19 protein-coding genes are annotated in these 16,914 nt (G+C 72.2%); 10 read left to right on the top strand and 9 right to left on the bottom strand.

Annotated features, from left to right (window positions below):
- Positions 1–3 precede the first annotated feature (3 nt).
- Positions 4–888, bottom strand: a complete 885-nt coding sequence (locus ACLJTM_RS06270) for a helix-turn-helix domain-containing protein (RefSeq protein ID WP_411102389.1) — start codon at positions 886–888, stop codon at positions 4–6.
- Positions 889–1,085: 197 nt separating this feature from the next.
- Here ACLJTM_RS06270 and ACLJTM_RS06275 point away from each other — a divergent pair, with 197 nt between their 5' ends.
- Positions 1,086–1,538, top strand: a complete 453-nt coding sequence (locus ACLJTM_RS06275) for an ATP-binding protein (protein WP_411102390.1) — start codon at positions 1,086–1,088, stop codon at positions 1,536–1,538.
- A 71-nt stretch (positions 1,539–1,609) separates the two neighbouring features.
- Here ACLJTM_RS06275 and ACLJTM_RS06280 read toward each other — a convergent pair whose 3' ends face one another.
- Positions 1,610–2,008, bottom strand: a complete 399-nt coding sequence (locus ACLJTM_RS06280; protein WP_411102391.1) for a VOC family protein — start codon at positions 2,006–2,008, stop codon at positions 1,610–1,612.
- Positions 2,009–2,325: 317 nt separating this feature from the next.
- Here ACLJTM_RS06280 and ACLJTM_RS06285 point away from each other — a divergent pair, with 317 nt between their 5' ends.
- The 7 genes from ACLJTM_RS06285 to ACLJTM_RS06315 all read left to right on the top strand — a co-directional run bounded on the left by ACLJTM_RS06285 (position 2,326) and on the right by ACLJTM_RS06315 (position 8,725).
- A complete protein-coding gene (locus ACLJTM_RS06285; RefSeq protein WP_411102392.1) occupies positions 2,326–2,628 on the top strand; it encodes an urease subunit gamma in 303 nt (100 codons plus the stop codon).
- A gap of 14 nt (positions 2,629–2,642) precedes the next feature.
- Complete coding sequence (locus tag ACLJTM_RS06290) at positions 2,643–2,954, top strand: urease subunit beta (protein ID WP_411102393.1); 312 nt, start codon at positions 2,643–2,645, stop codon at positions 2,952–2,954.
- Positions 2,947–4,668 carry an urease subunit alpha gene (locus ACLJTM_RS06295; protein WP_411102394.1) on the top strand — a complete coding sequence of 574 codons (1,722 nt, stop codon included), beginning with the start codon at positions 2,947–2,949 and terminating at the stop codon, positions 4,666–4,668. The genes ACLJTM_RS06290 and ACLJTM_RS06295 overlap by 8 nt, the downstream gene beginning before the upstream one ends.
- Positions 4,669–4,684: 16 nt before the next feature.
- Positions 4,685–5,359, top strand: coding sequence for an urease accessory protein UreF (locus ACLJTM_RS06300; protein WP_411102395.1), 675 nt, complete (start codon positions 4,685–4,687; stop codon positions 5,357–5,359).
- 47 nt (positions 5,360–5,406) lie between these two features.
- A complete protein-coding gene (gene ureG / locus ACLJTM_RS06305) occupies positions 5,407–6,102 on the top strand; it encodes an urease accessory protein UreG (RefSeq protein WP_411102396.1) in 696 nt (231 codons plus the stop codon).
- Positions 6,087–6,884 carry an urease accessory protein UreD gene (locus tag ACLJTM_RS06310; RefSeq protein WP_411102397.1) on the top strand — a complete coding sequence of 266 codons (798 nt, stop codon included), beginning with the start codon at positions 6,087–6,089 and terminating at the stop codon, positions 6,882–6,884. The genes ureG and ACLJTM_RS06310 overlap by 16 nt, the downstream gene beginning before the upstream one ends.
- A gap of 170 nt (positions 6,885–7,054) precedes the next feature.
- The gene (locus ACLJTM_RS06315) at positions 7,055–8,725 is read left to right on the top strand and encodes an alpha/beta hydrolase (RefSeq protein WP_411102398.1); all 1,671 of its coding nucleotides are present in this window, start codon (positions 7,055–7,057) and stop codon (positions 8,723–8,725) included.
- A 52-nt stretch (positions 8,726–8,777) separates the two neighbouring features.
- On the opposite strand, the gene ACLJTM_RS06320 is transcribed toward ACLJTM_RS06315, so the two are convergent.
- The 6 genes from ACLJTM_RS06320 to ACLJTM_RS06345 all read right to left on the bottom strand — a co-directional run bounded on the left by ACLJTM_RS06320 (position 8,778) and on the right by ACLJTM_RS06345 (position 14,084).
- Positions 8,778–9,488: a lysophospholipid acyltransferase family protein gene (locus ACLJTM_RS06320; protein WP_411102399.1), complete on the bottom strand. Its 711-nt coding sequence runs from the start codon at positions 9,486–9,488 to the stop codon at positions 8,778–8,780.
- A 122-nt stretch (positions 9,489–9,610) separates the two neighbouring features.
- Positions 9,611–9,769 carry a hypothetical protein gene (locus ACLJTM_RS06325; RefSeq protein ID WP_411102400.1) on the bottom strand — a complete coding sequence of 53 codons (159 nt, stop codon included), beginning with the start codon at positions 9,767–9,769 and terminating at the stop codon, positions 9,611–9,613.
- 32 nt (positions 9,770–9,801) lie between these two features.
- Complete coding sequence (locus ACLJTM_RS06330) at positions 9,802–10,758, bottom strand: cytochrome c oxidase assembly protein (RefSeq protein ID WP_411102401.1); 957 nt, start codon at positions 10,756–10,758, stop codon at positions 9,802–9,804.
- An 89-nt stretch (positions 10,759–10,847) separates the two neighbouring features.
- Positions 10,848–11,873, bottom strand: coding sequence for a 6-phosphofructokinase (locus tag ACLJTM_RS06335; RefSeq protein ID WP_411102402.1), 1,026 nt, complete (start codon positions 11,871–11,873; stop codon positions 10,848–10,850).
- 215 nt (positions 11,874–12,088) lie between these two features.
- A complete protein-coding gene (locus ACLJTM_RS06340) occupies positions 12,089–12,817 on the bottom strand; it encodes a type 1 glutamine amidotransferase (RefSeq protein WP_411102403.1) in 729 nt (242 codons plus the stop codon).
- Positions 12,818–12,845: 28 nt separating this feature from the next.
- The gene (locus ACLJTM_RS06345) at positions 12,846–14,084 is read right to left on the bottom strand and encodes a MurT ligase domain-containing protein (RefSeq protein WP_411102404.1); all 1,239 of its coding nucleotides are present in this window, start codon (positions 14,082–14,084) and stop codon (positions 12,846–12,848) included.
- Positions 14,085–14,218: 134 nt separating this feature from the next.
- Between ACLJTM_RS06345 and def the strand changes: the two genes are divergently transcribed.
- Positions 14,219–14,773 (top strand): peptide deformylase, encoded by a 555-nt coding sequence (gene def / locus ACLJTM_RS06350; protein ID WP_411102405.1) that lies wholly within the window; start codon positions 14,219–14,221, stop codon positions 14,771–14,773.
- A gap of 12 nt (positions 14,774–14,785) precedes the next feature.
- On the opposite strand, the gene ACLJTM_RS06355 is transcribed toward def, so the two are convergent.
- Complete coding sequence (locus ACLJTM_RS06355; RefSeq protein ID WP_411102406.1) at positions 14,786–15,430, bottom strand: TetR family transcriptional regulator; 645 nt, start codon at positions 15,428–15,430, stop codon at positions 14,786–14,788.
- Between the two features lie 223 nt (positions 15,431–15,653).
- Between ACLJTM_RS06355 and ACLJTM_RS06360 the strand changes: the two genes are divergently transcribed.
- Positions 15,654–16,883 (top strand): acyl-CoA dehydrogenase family protein, encoded by a 1,230-nt coding sequence (locus tag ACLJTM_RS06360; protein WP_411102407.1) that lies wholly within the window; start codon positions 15,654–15,656, stop codon positions 16,881–16,883.
- Positions 16,884–16,914: the final 31 nt, after the last annotated feature.

The following is a 16,914-nucleotide window of genomic DNA, read 5'->3' on the forward strand; positions in this document are numbered from 1 at the left end:
TCCTTACGCGTCGTCAGCGAGGGCGCTGATGAGTTCCGACGAGTCCTGGGGCGGGAGGGCGTGCGCCTGGATGGTGCGGAACGCGGCGCTGTACGCCTCTAGGTCTTCCTTCCGCTCCAGATAGAGGCTACTCGTCAAATGGTCGAGTACCACCACATCCAGATCGGCGATGTTCGGAAATGAGAAGATGACGAACGGCCCGGTGAGGCCGAGATGGCCCCCCACGCTGAACGGCAGTACCTGGAGCCGCACTTGGGGCAGCCGCCCCACCTGTACGAGGTGCCGCAGCTGCTCAGCCATCACCCCCGGCCCCCCGATCTGCCGCCGCAGCACCGCCTCGTCCAGCACCGCGCTCAGCTCCAGCGGGGGATCGGCCCGCAGCACCGCCTGACGTGCCAGCCGTACCTCGACCAGCGCGTCCACCTTCGGCTCGGGCAGGCCCCCCAGCGCGGCCCGCGTCACCGCCCGCGCGTACCCGGGGGTCTGCAACAGCCCCGGCACCACGGAGAGCTCCACCGTGCGGGCCGAGCGGGCTCCGGCCTCCAGGCTGATGAAGTCCCGGTACTCCTGGGGCAGCAGCCCCCGGTAGTCGTGCCACCACTGGCGGCCCCGCCCCGCGTCGGCGCTTGCCGAGGGGCCCGCCGCCGAGGCAGACAGGGCTTCCAGCAGCGCCCGCTGCTGGGCGCTGACGCACTCCCCGTAGGCGTCCAGGAGCAGCCGGATGTCCTCCGGCTTGACGCCGCTGCGCCCCGTCTCGATGCGGCTGACCTTCGACTGGTGCCACCCCACGATCCGGGCCGCCTCACCACTGGTGAGTCCGGACCGGTCGCGCAGGGCGCGCAGTTCCTCGCCGAGCTTGCGTCGGCGCACCGCGGGACCGTGCTGCACACCCGCCTCCTTCCACCGGCACAGCTCGCACCAGTTTGCCGTCCAAATACGTTCTTCCGTAGCAGAGTTCACCGCATTGGGGGACAGATATATGCATATCTTGGGGGAACGGCAGAAACCTCGGCAGGATGGGTGGCACTCTGGCGTCCAGCACAGATCCGGGGCCGCTCGGCCCCGGTGGGAAAGGGACCGTCGCCATGGCAGATCACCAGGAAGCATCCGTCACTCTGCCGAGCGATCCGGCCTCGGTCGCCGCCGCCCGCCGCTACGTCGCGGAGGTGCTGGGCGCATGGGGCCTTCCCGATGACACCGACACGGCGGACAGTATCCGGCTGATCGTCTCCGAACTCGCCACCAACGCCGTCCAGCACACCTTCGGCCAGTCGCCCACCTTCACCGTCGACCTCCGCCTGGAACGCGGCGAGTGGCTGCGCGTCGGGGTCACCGACAGCCACCCGCGCTGGCCCAAGAGGCTCCCCGCGGCAGTGCAGCAGGACAACGGCCGGGGCATGGTCATCATCCGCTGGCTCGCCGCGGAAGCGGGCGGCCGGCTCTCGGTCAGCCCCACCGAGGACGGTGGCAAGACGGTGTGGATCGCCATGCCCTGGACCGTCGCGGCCGCTGCGCACAGCGCCGTCGCCGGCGGCTGAACCACCCGCGCCGGGCCCTGGTCTCCCCGTCGTACGGCCCCGCCCCCGCGCCCCCCCCGGGGCCGGGGCCCTCAGCCGGCCCCGCGCTCCCCGGCGCTGCGCTCGATGCACAGCTCGTTGCCCTCCGGGTCGGCGAGGACGACCCAGCCCAGGACGCCGTCCGGGTCGCGGCGGTCGTCCACGAGCCGCGCACCGAGCTCCACCAGGCGGGCGACGGTTTCGTCCCGGGTGCCGGCGGACGGCTGGATGTCCAGGTGGACCCGGTTCTTGACCGTCTTGGCGTCCGGGACCCGCACGAACAGCAGCCCCGGGACGCCCGGTTGCTCCGGACCCGGCGCCAGCAGCACCTCGTCGTCGCCCTCCTTGTCGTCCGGGTGGAGGGGGAAGCCGGTGACCGCGGACCAGAACACGGCGACCCGGTAGGGGTCGAGTGCATCGAAGGTGACGTGCCGGACGGGGTGGTGGAACACGTGTCTCCTCGTGGGGCTGCGCGGAGCGGTCGGTGCCGTATACGGGAGCCGGATCGCGGGGCCCGTACGGCGAACCGGGTGCCTTCTCGAAACGTGCGTTAACGCGACGGAAAAGCGAAGCCCTTAGCGTGGCGGCCACGTTCCTCCGCCAATGATCACCCATGATCCGGTAAAGCGGTGGTGGTCGGGACGGAAAGCATTGCACCGGGTTGGGCAAGAGATGCTTGGCACGGATATGCACAGGTCAACAAAGTGTTGACGGCCGGTAAGGTCGCCCCGGCACGACGTGATCTTGTCCCGGAAGCTGGTGGATTCGAGTGCACCTGACACCTCACGAGCAGGAGCGACTGCTCATTCACGTGGCCGCCGACGTGGCCGCCCGACGCCGGGCTCGGGGAGTCCGCCTCAACCACCCCGAAGCGGTCGCCCTCATCACCTCCCACATCCTCGAAGGCGCCCGCGACGGACGCACCGTGGCCGAGCTGATGGCCTCCGGGCGCACCGTCCTGCACCGCGCGGAGGTCATGGAGGGGATCCCCGAGATGCTGCACGACGTCCAGGTCGAGGCCACCTTCCCGGACGGGACCAAGCTCGTCACCGTCCACGACCCGATCGTCTGAAGAGGGGTACCCGGATGATCCCCGGCGAGACCGTCCTCGGGGACGGGCCGGTGCTGCTCAACGAGGGCCGCCCCGTCACCCGCCTCACCGTCCTCAACCGCGCCGACCGCCCCGTACAGGTCGGCTCGCACTACCACTTCGCCGAGGCCAACCCCGGCCTCGACTTCGACCGCGCCGCCGCCCGCGGACTGCGGCTCAACGTCGCCGCCGGCACCGCCGTCCGCTTCGAGCCCGGCATCCCGGTCGCCGTGGAACTCGTACCGCTGGCCGGTGCGCGCACCGTTCCCGGACTGCGCGGGGAGACCGGGGGGCCGCTCGATGGCTGAGCTCTCCCGCCGGGAGTACGCCGGCCTCTTCGGGCCGACGGCCGGTGACCGGATCCGGCTGGCCGACACCGACCTGTTCGTCGAGATCGAACGCGACCTCAGCGGCGGCCCCGGCCGCTCCGGCGACGAGGCGGTCTTCGGCGGCGGCAAGGTCATCCGCGAGTCCATGGGCCAGGCCCGCACCACCCGTGCCGAGGGCGCCGCCGACACCGTGATCACCGGGGTCGTCGTCCTGGACCACTGGGGCGTGGTCAAGGCCGACCTCGGCATCCGCGACGGCCGGATCTGCGGCCTCGGCAAGGCCGGCAACCCCGACACGATGGACGGGGTCGACCCCGCCCTCGTCATCGGGCCGGAGACGGAGGTCATCGCGGGCAACGGGAAGATCGTCACCGCCGGCGCCGTCGACGCCCACGTGCACTTCATCTCCCCGACCGTCATCGAGGAGGCCCTGGCCTCCGGGATCACCACCCTGGTCGGCGGCGGTACCGGTCCCGCCGAGGGCAGCAAGGCCACCACCGTCACCCCCGGCCCCTGGCACCTGGCCCGGATGTTCGCCGCCCTGGAGGCCTACCCCGTCAACATCGGCCTGCTCGGCAAGGGCAACACCATGTCCCGCGAGGGCATGCACTCCCAACTGCGAGGCGGAGCGCTGGGGTTCAAGCTGCACGAGGACTGGGGCTCCACCCCGGCCGTCATCGACGCCTGCCTGAGCGTGTGCGAGGAGACCGGCGTCCAGGCCGCCATCCACACCGACACCCTGAACGAGGCCGGGTTCGTCGGCGACACCCTCGCCGCGATCGGCGGGCGCACCATCCACTCGTACCACACCGAGGGAGCGGGCGGCGGGCACGCACCCGACATCATCACCGTGGTCTCCGAGCCGAACATCCTGCCCAGCTCCACCAACCCCACCCGGCCGCACACCGTCAACACCGTCGAGGAGCACCTCGACATGCTGATGGTTTGCCACCACCTGAACCCGGCCGTCCCCGAGGACCTCGCCTTCGCCGAGTCCCGCATCCGGCCCTCGACCATCGCCGCCGAGGACGTCCTGCACGACCTCGGCGCGATCTCCATCATCTCGTCCGACTCCCAGGCCATGGGCCGGGTCGGCGAAGTGGTCCTGCGCACCTGGCAGACCGCCCACGTGATGAAGCGGCGCCGCGGGTTCCTGCCCGGCGACGGCCCCGCCGACAACCACCGGGCCCGCCGCTACGTCGCCAAGTACACGATCAACCCCGCCGTGGCCCAGGGCCTCGCCCGCGAGATCGGCTCCGTCGAGACCGGCAAACTCGCCGACCTCGTGCTGTGGGACCCGGCCTTCTTCGGGGTCAGGCCCCACTTGGTCCTCAAGGGCGGCCAGATCGCCTACGCACAGATGGGCGACGCCAACGCCTCCATCCCCACCCCGCAGCCCGTGCTGCCCCGGCCGATGTTCGGCAGCCGCGGCAGCGCCCCCGCCCTCAACTCGCTGAACTTCACCGCGCAGGCCGCACTCGACGACGCCCTGCCCGAACGGCTGGGCCTCGGCAAGCAGTTCGTGGCGATCGAGAGCACCCGCACGGTCGGCAAGGCGGACATGCGGGGCAACGACGCCATGCCGAGGGTGGAGGTCGACGCCGACACCTTCACCGTCACCATCGACGGGGAAGCGGTCGAACCGGCCCCCGCAGCCGAACTGCCCATGGCACAGAGATACTTCCTCTTCTGATGGGGAGCCGCCCACGATGAGCCTCGCCGCGCTCCTCGTCCTCGCGGACGGCCGCTTCCCCGCCGGGGGCCATGCGCACTCCGGCGGGGCCGAGGCCGCCTGCAAGGCGGGCCGGATCCACGACGCCGCCACCCTGGAGGAGTTCTGCCGGGGCCGCCTGCACACCGCCGGCCTCACCGCCGCGGGGCTCGCCGCCGCCGGGGCCCTCGGCCTCGACCCGGCACTGCTCGACGCCGCCGCCGACGCCCGCACCCCCTCGGCGGCCCTGCGCACCGCCGCGCGCCGGCTGGGCCGCCAGCTCCTGCGGGCCGCCCGGGCCACCTGGCCCGCCGCCGCCCTGGACGAACTCGCCGCCGCCTTCCCGCGCGGCGCCCACCAGCCCGTGGTACTCGGCGTCACCGCCCGCGCCGCCGGGCTCGGACCGCGCGACGCCGCCCACGTCGCGGCGTACGAGGCGGTCGGCGGCCCGGCGACCGCGACCGTACGTCTGCTGGGCCTCGACCCCTTCGAGGCCAGCGGGGTACTGGCCCGCCTCGCCCCGGATCTGGACTCCGTCGCCGCGCAGGCGGAGCAGGCCGCCCTGCGCGCCCGCACCGAGGGCCCGGACGCCCTGCCCGCGGCCTCCTCGCCCCTGCTGGACATCGCGGCGGAGGCCCATGCCGACTGGCCGGTACGCCTCTTCGCCTCCTGACCACCCCCCACCGGGCCGCCCCGACCACCCCGAGGAGAACCACCGCCATGCACCTGGACCACGCCGTCACCTACCCCCGCCGGCACACCCGCAGCGCCGCGCCGCTGCGCGCCGACGGCTCCCGGCGCGCCCTGCGCATCGGACTCGGCGGACCGGTCGGTTCCGGCAAGACCGCCACGGTCGCCGCCCTCTGCCGCGCCCTGCGCGGCGAGTTCTCCATGGCCGTCGTCACCAACGACATCTACACCCGCGAGGACGCCGAGTTCCTGCTCCGGGAGGCCGTGCTGCCGCCCGAGCGGATCACCGCCGTGGAGACCGGAGCCTGCCCGCACACCGCCATCCGCGACGACATCTCCGCCAACCTGGAGGCCGTGGAGGAACTGGAGGAAGCCTTCAGCGAGACCGGCCGGCTCGACCTGATCCTCGTCGAATCGGGCGGGGACAACCTCACCGCCACCTTCTCCCGGGGCCTGGCCGACGCCCAGGTCTTCGTCATCGACGTGGCCGGCGGGGACGACATCCCGCGCAAGGGCGGACCCGGGGTCACCACCGCCGACCTCCTCGTCGTCAACAAGACCGACCTCGCCCCGTACGTCGGCTCCGACCTGGACCGGATGGCCCGCGACGCGGCCGAGCAGCGGGGTGGACTCCCCGTCGTCTTCCAGTCGCTGCGCACCCCGGAGGGCGTCGCCCCGGTCGCCGCCTGGGTGCGCGAGCAGATCGCCGCTTGGGCCCTGCGGTGACCGGCGCCGCCCCGGCCGTCCCGGCGGCCGGCCTGCGGGCCACCGCCCGGATCCACGCCGTCGCCGACGGGCGCGGCGGTACGGCCCTGCCGCTGCTCGCCGGCGAGGGACCGCTCGCGCTGCGCCGCACCCGGGGCGAGGGGGGAGCCGAGGCGGAGGTGCTGCTGGTCGGCGCGATGAGCGCCCCGCTCGGCGGGGACCACCTCGGCGTCGAGGCCACCGCCGGGCCCGGGGCCCGCCTCGCCCTCGGCTCGGCGGCGGCGACCCTGGCGCTGCCCGGCCGCGGCGGCGAACCCGCACGCTACGACGTGCGGCTGACCGTGGCGGACCGGGCCTCGGTGCGCTGGCTGCCCGAACCGCTGGTCTCCGTGCGCGGCAGCGACCTGCGGATGCACACCCGGGCCGAACTGGCGCCCACCGCGCGGCTGCTGCTGCGCGAGGAGCAGGTCCTGGGCCGCTTCGGCGAGTCGCCGGGCCTGCTGCGCAGCCGGCTCACCGTCACCCGGGCCGGCCGCCCGCTGCTCGACCAGGAGCTGGCCTGCGGCCCGGGTGCGCCCGGCGGCTGGGACGGCCCGGCCGGACTCGCCGGGCACCGCGCGCTCGGTCAGCTCCTCGTCGTGGACCCGGCCTTCGCGGCTGCGCCCCCGGCCGCCGCCGTGCTGGGAGAGTTCGCCGCGGTGACCCCGCTGGCCGGCCCGGCCGTGCTCGTCGCGGCCCTGGCACCGGACGCCCTGAGGCTGCGGGACCTGCTGGATGCGGCCCTGGAAAGGTACGGCTGGTGACCGGTACCGCTCAGCGGTACACCTGCTCCCGATTATCGGGTTGGCAAAGAACACGGCCGCGCTCTGTTCCCCGGCACGGCCGAGCGACAAAGATCCCCTTGCACGCCGTTGACCGAAACCGACCCAACCAGGCCGCCCACGGCGGCATCTGACGCAGGGGGAACCACCACGTGATACGCACCGCGACGCTGGGCAGCGCCGCCACCCTCATCACCGGAGCACTCGCGGCGGGCCTGCTGCTGGCGCCGCCCGCCGGCGCGGCCTCGGCCGGCCGCGACAACGGCGCCGCGGAGGCGGTGGGCGCGCAGATCGCCGCCGCCCGCGCCGCGCGCGCCGGCATCGACTGGAAGGACTGCCCCGCGGACTGGGGCTTCGAGAAGCCGATCCAGTGCGGGTGGGTCAAGGTCCCGCTCGACTACACCAAGCCCTTCGGCAAGACCATCGAGCTCGCCGTCGACCGCATCGCCAGCACCGGGACGAAGGAGGAGCGCCAGGGCGCGCTCGTCTACAACCCGGGCGGCCCGGGCGGTTCCGGCATGCGCTTCCCGCGCCGGGTCACCACCAAGAGCCCGCTGTGGGTCACCACCTCCAAGGCGTACGACTTCGTGGGCTTCGACCCGCGCGGCGTCGGCCACTCGGCGCCGATCTCCTGCATCGACCCGCAGGAGTTCGTCAAGGCCCCCAAGGCCGACCCCGTCCCCTCGGGCGAGGCGGACAAGCGCGCCCAGCGCAAGCTCGCCGCCGAGTACGCGGACGGCTGCAAGGAGCGCAGCGGCGAGATGCTGCCGCACATGACCACGCCGAACACCGCGCGCGACCTGGACGTCATCCGGGCCGCCCTCGGCGAGAAGAAGCTGAACTACCTCGGCGTCTCCTACGGCACCTACCTCGGCGGGGTCTACGCGACCCTGTTCCCGTCCCACGTGCGCCGCATGATCGTCGACTCCGTGGTCGACCCCGACCAGGACAACATCTGGTACGAGGCCAACCTGGGCCAGGACGTGGCCTTCCAGACCCGCTGGAACGACTGGCAGGACTGGGTCGCCAAGAACGACGCCTCCTTCCACCTCGGCACCACGCGTGCCCAGGTCGAGGCCCGCTACCAGAAGCTGCGCGCCAAGGCCAAGGCCAACCCGCTCGGCGGGGTCGTCGGCCCGGCCGAGCTCATCGGCTTCTTCCAGGGCGCCCCGTACTACGACTCCTCCTGGGTGCCCGTGGCCCAGACCTGGGCCGCGTACGAGGCCGGCGACGAGCAGGCGCTGGTCGACGCCATCGCCCCGGACCTGTCGGACACCGCCGGCAACGCGGCCTCGGAGAACGGCAACGCCGTCTACACCGCGGTCGAGTGCGCCGACGCCAAGTGGCCGACCAACTGGGCCACGTGGGACCGGGACAACACCAAGCTGCACCAGAAGTACCCGTTCCTGACCTGGTCCAACGCCTGGATGAACCTGCCCTGCGCGACCTGGAAGTCCAAGCAGAGCACCCCGATCAAGGTCGGCGCGGGTGCCCGGCAGGGCCTGCCGCCGGTGCTGATCGTGCAGTCCGAGCGTGACGCGGCCACCCCGTACGAGGGCGCCGTCTCGCTCCACCGCCGCCTCGGCGGATCCCGCCTGATCACGGAGCAGAACGCCGGTTCGCACGGTGTCACCAGCCTGGTGAACCCCTGCATCAACACCCGGGTGGACACCTATCTGCTGACCGGCAAGGTCGACGCCAAGGACGTCACGTGCGGCCCGCACGCGACCCCGGTGGCTCCGGCTCCGGCCGCCGCGAAGTCCCTCCGGCAGGCTCCCGCCTCGGACCTCCCGGCCCGTGAGGAGCTCCCGGCCGTCCGCTAGCACCGGCAAGGGCCCGGCCGGACGACCGGCCGGGCCCTCGGACGGGGAAGGCTCAGCGCGCGGTGCGCCGGGCCTTCTTCCGTTCGGCCTCCGCCTCGGCCTTGACCTCGGCCGCGTACCGGTCCACGTACTCCTGGCCGGACAGGCCGAGGACGGCGTACATGATCTCGTCGGTGACGGCCCGCAGGACGGTCCGCTCGTTCTCCATCCCCGCGTACCGGGAGAAGTCCATCGGCTCGCCGAAGCGGATCGTCACCCGCCGGATCTTCGGTATCTTCTGCCCGGGCGGCTGGATCTCGAACGTGCCCACCATCGCGCAGGGGATGACGGGCACCCCCGCCCCCAGCGCCATGGCGGCCACCCCCACCTTGCCCTTGTAGAGCCGTCCGTCGTGCGAGCGGGTGCCCTCGGGATAGATGCCCAGCAGCTCGTCCTTCGCCAGGACCCCGAGGCCCTCCCGCAGGGCCGCCTTCCCCGCGTCCTTGCCGGAGCGGTCCACGGGGATCTGCCCGGCGCTGCGGAAGAAGGCGGCGGTGAGCCGCCCCTTGACCCCCGGGCCGGTGAAGTACTCGGCCTTGGCGAGGAAGGTGATCCGCCGCTTGAGGATCGCGGGCATCAGGAAGTGGTCGGAGAACGACAGGTGGTTGCCCGCGACGATCGCGGCCCCCTCCGCCGGAATGTTCTCCAGACCCTCGATCCGCGGCCGGAACAGCAGCCTCAGCAGTGGACCGAGCAACACGTGCTTGAGCAAGTGGTAGAACACCAGGCCGCTCCCGTCGATGTCCCGTTGTCACGGTCATCGTACGGACAGTCAGTCCTGCTTAGGCAGCCCGGGGACCGCCTTGATCACACGCCGTCCTGATCATGCAGCGCGCGCCGTACCGCTCATACGCTGCGGGATGCGGCCATCCCGGCGGTCAGCAGCCCCAGCACCACCCAGCCGAACCACAGCCAGCCGTTGCTGCCGAGGACCACGGAGTACGCGGCGACGGCCACCAGAGCGGCGAAGGTCATGACAGCCATCGCCTTAACAGATCCGGTCATGCCCCATGGTCGCGCGCCGAGGCCGTCCTGCGCTACTGGCCACGCGCCTGGAGCGAGGCCAGATACGAGTTGTACGCCGCCAGCTCCTGGTCGCCGTCCCGGTCCGCGGCCCGGTCGGAGCGCTTCGCCGCCCGCTGCTCGGAGTGGTACCACTGGTAGACCAGCGCGATCAGCACCAGTACCGAGGGGATCTCGCTGAAGGCCCATGCGATGCCGCCGCCCCACTGCTGGTCCAGCAGCGGATCGATGCCCAGCGAGGCGGGCGGGTGCGCGTACGTCTTGATCATCGGTTCGCTCGCCATCATCAGCGCGATGCCGAAGAAGGCGTGGAAGGGCATCCCGGCGAAGAGCTCCAGCATCCGCATCACGTAGCCCGGCCGGTGCGGGCCCGGGTCGATGCCCATGATCGGCCAGAAGAAGACCAGGCCCACGGCGAGGAAGTGCACCATCATCGCGATGTGCCCGGTGCGGCTCTCCATCAGGAAGTCGAAGAGCGGGGTGAAGTACAGCGCGTACAGGCTGGCGATGAACATCGGGATGGTGAAGGCCGGATGCGTCACGATCCGCATGTACCGGCTGTGCAGCAGCATCAGGAGCAGTTCACGCGGCCCCTTGGTGCCGCGGGCGGCGGGCGGCAGCGCGCGCAGCGCCAGCGTCATCGGCGCGCCCAGCAGCAGCAGGATCGGGGTGATCATGCTGATCACCATGTGCTGGACCATGTGCACACTGAACATGACCATGCCGTAGTCGTTCAGCTTGGTGCACATCACCAGGACCACGGTCAGCACACCGAAGGTGAACGCGATGGTCCGGCCCGGCGGCCAGGAGTCCCCGCGCCGCCGCAGCCGCAGCACGCCCCACCCGTACAGGGCCAGGCCCAGCAGTGAGCCGAACAGGAAGAAGGCGTCGAAGGAGAACTCCAGCCCGCGCCCGAGAGTGAAGGGCGGCAGGTCCATGTCCATGTCCATGCCGTGCCCGCTGTGGTCCATCTGTTCACTCCCTTGACTGTGGCGCCCCACCACAGTAATGCCGCCCCCGGACACACCCGCGCCCGGGGGCCGCCGTTACGCCCGGGATGTCACAGGACGTTCTGCGCCTCGGCGTACCGCTCCGGGGGGACCGTCTTGAGGGTCTGCACCGCATCGCCGAGCGGCACCATGGTGATGTCCGTGCCGCGCAGCGCCGTCAGCATGCCGAACTGGCCGCGGTGCGCCGCCTCCACGGCATGCCAGCCGAAGCGGGTCGCGAGCACCCGGTCGTACGCGGTCGGCGTGCCGCCGCGCTGCACGTGGCCCAGGATCACCGGGCGGGCCTCCTTGCCGAGGCGGGCCTCCAGCTCCACGGCGAGCAGGTTGCCGATGCCGGCGAACCGCTCGTGCCCGTACACGTCGGTGCCGCCCTCCTGGAAGGCCATGGAGCCGGCCCGGGGCTTCGCGCCCTCGGCGACCACCACGATCGCGAACCGCTTGCCCGCGGAGAAGCGCTCACCCACGATCGCCGTCAGTTCGTCGATGTCGAAGGGACGCTCCGGAACCACGATGGCGTGCGCCCCGGCCGCCATGCCCGAGTGCAGGGCGATCCAGCCGGTGTGGCGGCCCATGACCTCGACGACCATCACGCGCTGGTGGGACTCGGCGGTGGTCTTCAGCCGGTCCAGCGCCTCGGTGGCGACCCCGACGGCGGTGTCGAAGCCGAAGGTGACGTCGGTGGACGCGATGTCGTTGTCGATGGTCTTGGGGACGCCGACGATCGGCAGGCCCGCCTCGGAGAGCAGGTGGGCGGCCTTCAGCGTGCCCTCGCCACCGATCGGGATGATCGCGTCGAGACCGAGGTCCGCGACGTGGCCGCGGGCGCGCTCCACCCCGTCCAGCAGGTGCGCGGGCTGGACCCGCGAGGAGCCGAGGATGGTGCCGCCGCGGGCCAGGATGCCGCCGACGGCATCCAGGTCGAGCTTGCGGTAGTCCGCCTCCAGCAGGCCCTTCCAGCCGTCGAGGAAGCCGATCACCTCATCGCCGTGGTCGACGACGGCGCGGTGCACGACGGAGCGGATGACGGCGTTGAGGCCGGGGCAGTCGCCACCGGAGGTGAGCACACCAATGCGCATGGCAGGAAGAGACCTTTGCAACGTGGGCCGAGGACCGGACCACGTCGTCCGGTGGGAACTAACGTCACCCTACAAGCGCCGGAGCAGTGGACTGAACCATCCTCCACATGCTGGTCGCCGCCCCCGTGCGAAACCACATCGGCCCGGTCCCCCCAAGGGAATCCGGGCCGAACACATGGGCTCGGGGCCGCCCCGATGAGCGGCCCCGCGGAGCACTAGGCGGGCTGCGTCGCCGTGGCGATGCGCTCGGCGCGCAGCGCCTCGTACCACCGGTCGTCTATGGCCGGCAGCGCGTTCACGTCGAGGGCCAGCTTCAGCAGCAGGTCCGCGATGTGCGGGTTGCGCGCCATCACGGGGCCGTGCATGTAGGTGCCGAAGACGGTGTCGTTGTACGCGCCCTCGGTGCCGTCGCCGGTGCCGTTGCCGCGGCCCATGGTCACCCGGGCGAACGGGCGGGCCGTGGGGCCGAGGTGGGTGACGCCCTGGTGGTTCTCGAACCCCGTCAGCTGGGGCAGGCCCAGCCGCGGGTCGATGTCGCCGAGGACGTCCCCGACGCAGCGCTCGCCCTCGCCGCGCACGGTCACGACGTCCAGCAGGCCGAGGCCCTGCTGCCGCTCGCCCATGTCGTTGACGAACTCGTTGCCGAGGATCTGGTACCCGGCGCAGACCGAGAAGACGATCGCCCCGTTCGAGACGGCCCGCTCCAGACCGCCGTCGCGCACCAGGCGCTCCGCGGCGAGCCGCTGCGGCCGGTCCTCACCGCCGCCGATCAGGTAGATGTCGCCCGAGGTGGGGATCGGCTGGTCGCTGCGCACGTCCACGCGCTGCACGTCCAGGCCGCGCTGGCGCGCCCGGCGCTCCACCACCAGGGCGTTGCCCTGGTCTCCGTACGTGCTGAGCAGGTCCGGGTAGACCCACACCAGACGCAGGCTGTTGTCGCTCATGCTCTAGTCCTCTGCGTTCGTGACGGGTCTAGTTGCCGACGCGGCGGCGCACGTCCTGGAAGGCGGTGTAGTTGGCGATCAGCTCGATCTGTCCGGGCGGCGCCAGCTGCACGGCCTCGTCGAGGGTCTCGCACACCCGGAAGTCCAGGCCCGCGACTTCCAGGCGGACCGCAAGGTCCAGCTTGCGGTCGCCGATCACGAAGATCGGGTGGCCGGCCAGGCGCGGGTAGTCCACGTCCCACAGCCAGGAGGTGTCGGTGCCGTCGGCGCCGCGCGCGTTCACCGAGAGGATCACCGGGGTCGGCGGCGGGTCGATCAGCGAGAAGGTCTCCAGCCAGCCGGCCGGGTTCTTCGCGAGCAGCAGCCGCAGCTCCCGGCCCTGGAAGGTCACCACGTCGTAGCGGCCGGCCACGGCCTGCACCTGGTACATCCGCTCCAGGGCGACCTGCGGGGGAACGCCGAAGACGGCGGCCACGGCGGCCGAGGTGGCGGCGTTCGCCTTGTTGGCGCGGCCGGGAAGCTGGAGGTGGATCGGCCAGGCGCTGCCGTGCGGGTCCAGTACGTGGTCGCCGGAGAGCACCCAGCTGGGGGTGGGGCGCCGGAAGCCGCACTCGCCGCAGAACCAGTCGTCTCCGGGGCGCTGCATGACGCCGCCGCAGGACGGGCACGACCAGGCGTCGTCCTTCCACTCCTGGCCGGCGGCCACCCACACCACGTTCTGGGAGGAGGAGGCCGACCAGACGATCAGCGGGTCGTCGCAGTTCGCGACGATGACGGCCTTGGAGCCCTGGAGGCCCTCGCGCCACTTCTCCGCGAGCATGCGGGTCTCGGCGGCGCGGTCCAGCTGGTCGCGCGAGAGGTTCAACAGGGCGATCACCTTGGGGGTGACGTCCCGGGCCACTCCGGCCAGGTACTTCTCGTCGACCTCGATGACGCCGTACTTGGCGTCCGAACCGCCCGCCAGCGCCGAGGTGATGCCGGCCGGCATGTTCGCGCCGAGGGCGTTGGAGACGACCGGGCCGCTGGCCCGCAGGGCCTCCGCGATCAACCGGGTCGTCGTGGTCTTGCCGTTCGTCGCGGAGACGAGGACGACATCGAGATGCTGCGCCAGCGCTCCGAGGAGATCGGGGTCGAGCCTGAGTGCGACCTTGCCGCCGATCACCGATCCGCTTCCGCGTCCCGCGGCCCGCGACACCGCCGCCGCGGCCTTGCCCGCCGTCACGGCCAGCTTGGCCCGCGGCGAAAGCGGCTCCGTGTTGCCTGCCATCGTCCCTTGTCCTCCTTGCGTCGGTCGGCCCCAGCCTATCCAGTACCTGCCGGGGCCTTGACCGCGGCGCCCCCGGGCCGCCGCAGATCTCCTCATATGTTCGCCCGCGGCGCCCCCGTCGTACCCTTACCGCCATGCCACAGCGCCCCATCCCCGGTACCTCCGGCACCGTCCGCACCATGAGCCTGCTGGGCGACCCGGTGCTCCACTCGGCTTGCGCGGAGGTGACCGGCTTCGGCCCGGCCCTGGACCGGCTCGTCGAGGACATGTTCGCGACGATGTACGCGCACCAGGGCGTCGGCCTCGCCGCGAACCAGATCGGTGTCGGGCAGCGGGTGTTCGTCTACGACTGCCCCGACGACGAGGACGTCCGCCACGTCGGACACGTCGTCAATCCGCGCCTGGTGACGGCCGACGGCGACGAGTTCCTCGGGCCGGAGGGCTGCCTGTCGCTACCGGGCCTGGAGGCCGGCACGGCCCGCTTCGACCACGCGGTCGTCGAAGGGGTCAACTCCGACGGCGCACCCGTGCGGATCTCCGGTACGGGCTTCTTCGCCCGCTGCCTCCAGCACGAATGCGACCACCTGGCGGGCACGGTGTACGCGGACCGGGTCACCGGGCTGCGCGCCCGGCGCCTGCGCAGGGCCATCCGCAGGGCGCCGTGGGGCGCCGGGTCCGTGCGGGGCTGAGCCGGGCCGGGGTCAGAAGCCCGGGCCGTCCGCCCGGTTGCCGGCCGTCGCCAGCCGCCCCCACAGGAGGTCGGTGAGGCCCGTGACCAGTTCCGCCCGGGTGCAGGGCCGTTCGCCGAGCCACCAGTCGCCGGCCGCGTGCATCATGCCGACGATGCCGTGGCCCCACACCCGGGCCAGGCGCTCGCCGCCCGGGCCGAGGTCCACGCGCTCCCCGACCACCTGCGCCAGTTCCTCGCCCAGGCGGCGCAGCAGCGGGGCCGAGTGCTGGCCCACGTCGAAGCCGCGCTCGGCGGCCTGGGCGTCCTCGGCGGGGTGCATCAGGAAGCGGTAGACCTGCGGGCGGGCCTCGATGGCGGCGAGGTACGTCTCCAGGGTGGCCTCCACCCGCTGCCGGCGCTCCGCGGGGGCGTCGAGCGCCGCCCGCAGCGAGTCGAGCAGGGCGTCGGTGTGCCGTACGGCGAGCGCCTGGTAGAGGCCGGCCTTGTCGCCGAAGTGCCGGTAGAGGATGGGCTTGGTGATGCCCGCCTCCGCGGCGATGGCGTTCATGGAGGCCCTGGGGCCGTCCCTGAGCACGACCCGGTCGGCCGCTTCGAGCAGTTCCCGCCGCCGCCGCTCGGACGCTCCCGGCTCGCCGGCCCGCTGCGTGGTCTCCATGACGTGTTTCTCTCCCCGCCCTTGCGATGTGCGTGACGCCCACGCAACGTAACACCCCGCACACCCGCACGGCCGAAACGGTGGACCCCGCCCCGGCCGCCGGGGGCGCTGCTTGACACTGCTTACTCGCCGGTAACAGACTGTGGCCACCGCGCCGGTTACCGCTAGTAACATGCATGTCGACGCGCGCGGACCGCACCGGGCACAGACAGCTGGAGGGGACATGGCGGAGTTCACCATGGAGCTCAACGACGACCAGAAGCAGGTCCGGGACTGGATCCACGGCTTCGCCGCCGACGTGATCCGGCCCGCGGCCGCGGAATGGGACGAGCGCGAGGAGACTCCCTGGCCCGTCATCCAGGAGGCCGCCAAGGTCGGCATCTACTCGCTGGACTTCTACGCCCAGCAGTTCTTCGACCCCACCGGCCTCGGCATCCCGATGGCGATGGAGGAGCTCTTCTGGGGCGACGCGGGCATCGCCCTGTCCATCGTCGGCACCGGGCTCGCCGCCATCGGCGTCGTCGCCAACGGCACCGAGGAGCAGATCGGCACCTGGATCCCGCAGATGTACGGCACCCCGGACGACGTGAAGGTCGCGGCCTTCTGCTCCTCCGAGCCGGACGCCGGCTCCGACGTCGGCGCGATGCGCACCCGCGCCGTCTACGACCAGGCCAAGGACGAGTGGGTGCTGAACGGCACCAAGACCTGGGCGACCAACGGCGGCATCGCCAACGTCCACATCGTCGTGGCCGTCGTCGACCCGGACCTCGGCACCAAGGGGCACGCCTCCTTCATCGTCCCGCCGGACACCCCGGGGCTGTCCCAGGGCCAGAAGTTCAAGAAGCACGGCATCCGGGCCTCCCACACCGCCGAGGTGGTGCTGGAAGACGTCCGCCTGCCCGGCTCCTGCCTGCTCGGCGGCAAGGAGAAGCTGGACGAGCGGCTCGCCCGCGCCCGCGAGCGGGCCCGCAGCGGCGGCGGCGAGCGCGTGAAGAACGCGGCCATGGCCACCTTCGAGGCCTCCCGGCCGGCGGTCGGCGCCATGGCCGTCGGTACGGCGCGCGCCGCGTACGAGGTGGCGCTGGACTACGCCAAGACCCGCACCCAGTTCGGCCGCCCGATCATCGACAACCAGGGCGTTGCCTTCCAGCTCGCCGACATGCGCACGCAGATCGACGCGGCCCGGCTGCTGGTGTGGCGGGCGTCCTGGATGGCGGTCGCGGGCCGACCCTTCACCTCGGCGGAGGGCTCCATGTCGAAGCTCTACGCGAGCGAGGTGGCCAAGAAGGTCACCGCCCAGGCCGTCCAGATCCTCGGGGGCAACGGCTACACGCGGGAGTACCCCGTCGAGCGCATGCACCGAGACAGCGCGATCTACACCATCTTCGAGGGGACCAGTGAGATCCAGCGGCTGGTGATCGCCCGCACGATCTCCGACATGCCGATCCGCTAGGTCGACCTGCCCAGCCCGGTCACGGCCCGGA

Source organism: Streptomyces sp. cmx-4-9 (genome assembly GCF_046548835.1).
Taxonomy (GTDB): domain Bacteria; phylum Actinomycetota; class Actinomycetes; order Streptomycetales; family Streptomycetaceae; genus Streptomyces.

What these genes read in the sequence shown, in the direction of transcription:
- ACLJTM_RS06275 (WP_411102390.1), top strand. Translation starts at nt 1,086, where the DNA reads ATGGCAGATCACCAGGAAGCATCCGTCACTCTGCCGAGCGATCCGGCC.
- ACLJTM_RS06290 (WP_411102393.1), top strand. Translation starts at nt 2,643, where the DNA reads ATGATCCCCGGCGAGACCGTCCTCGGGGACGGGCCGGTGCTGCTCAAC.
- ACLJTM_RS06295 (WP_411102394.1), top strand. Translation starts at nt 2,947, where the DNA reads ATGGCTGAGCTCTCCCGCCGGGAGTACGCCGGCCTCTTCGGGCCGACG.
- ACLJTM_RS06300 (WP_411102395.1), top strand. Translation starts at nt 4,685, where the DNA reads ATGAGCCTCGCCGCGCTCCTCGTCCTCGCGGACGGCCGCTTCCCCGCC.
- ureG (WP_411102396.1), top strand. Translation starts at nt 5,407, where the DNA reads ATGCACCTGGACCACGCCGTCACCTACCCCCGCCGGCACACCCGCAGC.
- ACLJTM_RS06325 (WP_411102400.1), bottom strand. Translation starts at nt 9,769, where the DNA reads ATGACCGGATCTGTTAAGGCGATGGCTGTCATGACCTTCGCCGCTCTG.
- ACLJTM_RS06330 (WP_411102401.1), bottom strand. Translation starts at nt 10,758, where the DNA reads ATGGACCACAGCGGGCACGGCATGGACATGGACATGGACCTGCCGCCC.
- ACLJTM_RS06335 (WP_411102402.1), bottom strand. Translation starts at nt 11,873, where the DNA reads ATGCGCATTGGTGTGCTCACCTCCGGTGGCGACTGCCCCGGCCTCAAC.
- ACLJTM_RS06340 (WP_411102403.1), bottom strand. Translation starts at nt 12,817, where the DNA reads ATGAGCGACAACAGCCTGCGTCTGGTGTGGGTCTACCCGGACCTGCTC.
- ACLJTM_RS06345 (WP_411102404.1), bottom strand. Translation starts at nt 14,084, where the DNA reads ATGGCAGGCAACACGGAGCCGCTTTCGCCGCGGGCCAAGCTGGCCGTG.
- def (WP_411102405.1), top strand. Translation starts at nt 14,219, where the DNA reads ATGCCACAGCGCCCCATCCCCGGTACCTCCGGCACCGTCCGCACCATG.
- ACLJTM_RS06355 (WP_411102406.1), bottom strand. Translation starts at nt 15,430, where the DNA reads ATGGAGACCACGCAGCGGGCCGGCGAGCCGGGAGCGTCCGAGCGGCGG.
- ACLJTM_RS06360 (WP_411102407.1), top strand. Translation starts at nt 15,654, where the DNA reads ATGGCGGAGTTCACCATGGAGCTCAACGACGACCAGAAGCAGGTCCGG.